The organism is Mesorhizobium sp. M7A.F.Ca.CA.004.06.1.1 (assembly GCF_003999135.1).
Classification (GTDB): domain Bacteria; phylum Pseudomonadota; class Alphaproteobacteria; order Rhizobiales; family Rhizobiaceae; genus Mesorhizobium.
This window is the reverse complement of record NZ_RZPQ01000479.1, coordinates 1-4,616: the sequence shown is the minus strand read 5'-3', so window position 1 is coordinate 4,616 and position 4,616 is coordinate 1. Positions and strand designations below refer to the sequence as shown.

The window sequence follows — 4,616 nt, the reverse complement described above, 5'->3', positions numbered from 1 at the left end:
TCTCGGGGGACATTCCGACCTTTTGGAGAAGATCCGCAGCAAGCTTGTTGCGCTGCTTCCGGCTGAGGCGCTCGAAATTCTCGAGGGGCTCGGTGATGATCTGTCCGGCGCTGAGGCGGGGGTTCAACGACGAGTAAGGATCCTGAAAGACCATCTGCATCCGACGGCGAAACGCGTGGAGCGCTTGCTTTTTGAGGCCAGCAATGTCGTTCCCGTCGATTAGAACGCGTCCGCCCGTAGGTTCCACGAGCCGCATTAAGAGCCGCGCCACAGTGGACTTGCCGCAGCCGGATTCGCCGACGATGCAGAGTGTCTCGCCCGCCTCGACCGAGAAGGATACATCCTCGACCGCCCGCACCACGGGAATGCTCTTCCTAAAGAATCCCGCGCCGAGCGGATAGTGCTTAGTCAGGTTCTCGACTGTCAGCAAAGGACCACTCATGCTCCCATCACCTCTTCGGCGCGCCAGCAAGCGGCGGCGTGGCCTGGCCTGACATCACTCAGAATGGGTGTTTTCTCGCGGCAAATGTCGATCGCAAACGAGCAGCGTGGCGCAAAGCTGCAGCCCACAATGGGGTCGCGAAGGCTTGGCACAATCCCGGGAATTTCCGGAAGGCGACTTTGTCGGCCGCGCCGCCGGTCAGGCACCGATCGCATGAGGCCCTGGGTGTACGGGTGCGCCGGACGCGAGAACAAATCTATCACGTTCGCTTGTTCCACGATCCGCCCAGCATACATTACGATCACCCGCTGGCACGTCTCGGCGACAACGCCCAGATCATGCGTGATGAACATCACTGCCGTTCCTGTGCGCTCTTTCAGGTCGACGATGAGTCGCAGAATCTGTGCCTGGATTGTGACGTCGAGGGCCGTAGTCGGCTCGTCGGCAATCAACAGGTCCGGTGAGCAGGCAAGAGCCATGGCGATCATGGCGCGCTGGCGCATGCCTCCCGACATCTCATGCGGATAGTTGTTGACGCGACGCTCGGGGTCCGCGATGCGGACGAGACGGAGCATCTCTTCGGCCTTTGCCATGCCCACCGAGCGGGAGGCTTTCGTGTGGATCTGCACCGCCTCTGCGATCTGGCGGCCGACCGTATAAACCGGGTTCAGACTGGTCATCGGTTCTTGGAAAATCATGGCGATTTGGTCGCCGCGAATTTTTCGCATCTCACGATCGGACAGGTCGAGGAGGTCGCGTCCGTGGAAGCGGACTTCACCGCCGACAGTCTTCGCGCTCAGCTTCGGCAGCAGGCGAAGAATGGAGAGGGCAGTGACGCTCTTCCCGCATCCCGATTCGCCGACGACCCCAAGCGTTTCGCCTTTCATTACCTGGAAGCTGATGCCGCCCAGGGCGCGGGTGACACTGTCTTCGCCGAAAAAATGCGTTTCGAGGTTTCGGACATCGAGAAGCAAGTCATTCCCTGCGGCTTGATGCATCTGCATGTCAGCGCCTCCGCTTGGCGCGGGGATCGAACATGTCGCGCAGGCCATCCCCCAAAAGGTTGACCGCAAGGACCGTGACGGCGAGGCAGATACCGGGGGCGAAGATTGTCATAGGAGCGATGGCAAGAAACAGGCGAGAATTCGAGATCATGTTGCCCCAACTAGCGATCTCGGGCGGCACGCCGACGCCGAGAAAGCTCAGTCCGGCCTCTGTCAGAATCGCATCTGCGCAGACTATGGCGCTCTGGACCATAAGCGGCGGAATGGTACTCGGCACGATATGCCTCCACAGCACCTTTGGCAGGCGTGCGCCTCCACAGACGGCGGCCTCAACGTAAGGGCGATCGCGAACACTCAGAACCACCGAACGAACGAGCCGGGTGACGCTTGGCATCTGTGGAATCGTGATCGCGACGATGAGAATGCCGATGCCGGGACCCGTCAGAGAGATAAGGGCAATGGCCAGCAGCATAGTCGGGATCGACATTAGGCCATCCATGACCCGCATGACGACATTGTCGAAACCGCGACTGTAACCGGCGATAATACCGATAATAAGCCCGCCCACAGCTGCGGCTGCCGCCGACATCAATCCCACCAGTAGAGAAACTCGGGCACCGAATACGGTGCGTGCGAACACGTCCCGGCCCAGATGATCACTTCCGAACCACATCTTCGCGGAAGGTGGCTGAAGGCGATTGAATGGATCCATGTTCATCGGATCGCCGCCGTACAGCGGGGCAGCGAGTGCTAGGAGGATCAACAACGCCAATAGTCCGCCGCCTATCATCACCGGCGGATGACGCCTTGCTATGCGAGGCAGGTCAGATACTCGAAAGCGGCCGGTAGGAATGTATTCAACTGGCGGGGAGAGCAGTGTCATATCAGTACCGGATCCGGGGATCGATCAGCGTGTAGGCCAGATCGACTGCGAGATTAATAAGGACGTAGAGACCTGACGTCAGGATGAGCACGCTCTGGATGATGGGATAGTCGCGGTTGTTGATCGCATCCACCACCAGGCGGCCGATACCGGGTATGTTGAACACCGTTTCGGTAAGGACCACTCCGCCGATCAGATAGGCAAAGCTTATGCCGATGACGGTCAAGATCGGGACGCCGGCATTCTTCAAGGCATGGTGGAAAAGCATGGCATAGGACGAAGCGCCCTTGGCAGCGGCGGTTCGCATATAGTCCTCCGAGAGGACCTCGAGCATGCTCGCCCGCGTAACCCGGGCGATGAATGCAATGTAGCCAAGACTAAGGGCCACGGTGGGAAGGACCAGGTGCGCGAACCAAGGTCCAAGGCCACCATCGATCGGCGCATATCCCTGGACCGGCAGCCAGTGTGCCCTGATAGCGAAGAAGTATATGAGGAAATAGCCGATGACAAAGACCGGGACGGAATAGCCAAGTGCCGAAAAGGCGGTGAGGGCGCGATCGATGAAACCGCCAGTTCGCCAAGCGGCAAGGATGCCGAAAGAAACCCCGACCGTCACCGAAAACATCATCGTCAGGAGCGACAGGGAAAAAGTCGGCTCAAGCCGCTGCGAAATGAGCTCAAGAACAGGGCGTCCGGCAAAAATCGAGGTGCCGAAATCGCCGTCAAGCATATCCCGCGCCCATCGTATGAACTGGACCGGCATTGGGTCATTCAACCCCAACTTTTCCCGGATGCCGGCGATCATCTCCGCCGTGGCCGACTTGCCGGCAATCATGTCCGCTGGGTCACCCGGCGCCAGCCTGAGAAGCAGGAAGATGAAAATTCCGACCATCACCATGACGGCCATGGCCGAAACTATCCTGCGCAACATATACGTCGCCATCAGCCTGAGGCTTTCTGCATATTCCACCAGGCAACGTATGGCATCTCCACGAGTCCGGTAAGCGATTTGCGGTGAGCACTCGGGGATACAATTTGACCTAATCTGACGTCACCGACAAATTCCCACCAAATTCGTTGCATTTTGCGAGCCAATGCCTGTCGCTCTTCAAGAGTTTCGACATCCGGCCACTTGAGCCGAAGCGCCTCAAATTCGTCGTTCTTAGGCCAGCCGAACCAGGCGGCCTTTTCCCCGCTCGCGCCAAGGAAGACCGCGGTCATTGGATCGCCTTGGGCGTAATCGAAATCATCGGTGATAAAAATGCTCCAGCCACCGCTCTCAACAGGACCCTTGTTGCCCCGGCGCGCCACAATCCCACCCCAGTCACTTGGCGCAAGCTCAGCGTTGACACCAATCTTGCGTAGTTCGGCTGCGAGAAGCTGTGAGGCATTGCTGGCAGCGGCCCAAGACGTGGGGTCGAGAATAACAACCTTCTCACCAGCATATCCCGCCTCCTGGAAGAGCTGCTTGGCCCTTTTCGGGTCGCCGCCCTTCTTGAACCATCCTGTGTTCTCGTCATTGGAATAAGGTGTACTGTTTCCGAATATCGAAGTGACGGGTCGACTATACTTTGGATCAGGGGCAGTAACGCGCAGAAACGCCTCCTGATCAACCAAGTGAAGTATTGCCTGACGCGCTTTCACGTTATCGAATGGCTTCTGAAGGTGATTCATGCGCACGCACATGTCGTTGCCAGTTTTATTCAGGACCTGAAGTTCAAGATTGGGGTCGTTTTCGATCGCAGCATAGAAATCCGCAGGTGCATCGCGAAGGAAATCAAGCTCCCCTGCTTGCAAAGCAGCCAGATTAGTCTGCGCATCGCCGCCGTTTTCCCAAATGACACGATCGACCTTAACGACTTTACCGCCTGCAAACCCGTCAGAAGCCTCGCTGCGCGGCACGTATTTCTCATTGCGATCATAGGTGAAATTCGCACCCGGCCTGGCAAGAGCATGGTTAAACTTGAATGGACCCGATCCGATGTTCGCGGTCACCTGCTCGGTCGCAGGTCGCTCTGCATCCTTTTCGCGCATAATAAACAGGACCGGCGCTGACAGCGTAGCCAGCAGATCGATCAGTACCCCTAGAGGTTCGGTGAGCGTAATTACAAAAGTTTTGTCGTCCTTTTTCGAGATATCCTTGGCACGAGACATGATCAACTGTCCGCCCGGAGCCACTTGGGCCCAGCGGCGGATCGAGGCCACACAATCGGCTGCGGTGACCGCAGTGCCATCGTGCCAACTCAAACCATCCCGGAGTTCGAAACTATAAGTCTTCTTATCGTCG

5 protein-coding genes are annotated in these 4,616 nt (G+C 57.9%); all 5 read right to left on the bottom strand.

The features are described from left to right. The coding region (locus tag EN906_RS23855; protein ID WP_127375424.1) for an ATP-binding cassette domain-containing protein at positions 1-442 on the bottom strand (442 nt) is incomplete at its 3' end. After that, the gene (locus EN906_RS23850) at positions 439-1,446 is read right to left on the bottom strand and encodes an ABC transporter ATP-binding protein (protein ID WP_127270363.1); all 1,008 of its coding nucleotides are present in this window, start codon (positions 1,444-1,446) and stop codon (positions 439-441) included. The genes EN906_RS23850 and EN906_RS23855, both read right to left, overlap by 4 nt. A gap of 1 nt (position 1,447) precedes the next feature. Next, on the bottom strand, positions 1,448-2,329 hold the full coding sequence (locus EN906_RS23845) for an ABC transporter permease (protein ID WP_127268399.1): 882 nt from the start codon (positions 2,327-2,329) through the stop codon (positions 1,448-1,450). A 1-nt stretch (position 2,330) separates the two neighbouring features. Beyond that, the gene (locus EN906_RS23840; RefSeq protein ID WP_127268398.1) at positions 2,331-3,272 is read right to left on the bottom strand and encodes an ABC transporter permease; all 942 of its coding nucleotides are present in this window, start codon (positions 3,270-3,272) and stop codon (positions 2,331-2,333) included. Further along, positions 3,272-4,616: ABC transporter substrate-binding protein (locus EN906_RS23835; RefSeq protein WP_164777312.1), on the bottom strand; the 1,345-nt coding region annotated here is incomplete at its 5' end. The genes EN906_RS23835 and EN906_RS23840, both read right to left, overlap by 1 nt.

Excerpts from the sequence above, each read along its gene's own strand:
- EN906_RS23850 (WP_127270363.1), bottom strand. The coding sequence starts at position 1,446 with ATGCAGATGCATCAAGCCGCAGGGAATGACTTGCTTCTCGATGTCCGA.
- EN906_RS23845 (WP_127268399.1), bottom strand. The coding sequence starts at position 2,329 with ATGACACTGCTCTCCCCGCCAGTTGAATACATTCCTACCGGCCGCTTT.
- EN906_RS23840 (WP_127268398.1), bottom strand. The coding sequence starts at position 3,272 with ATGGCGACGTATATGTTGCGCAGGATAGTTTCGGCCATGGCCGTCATG.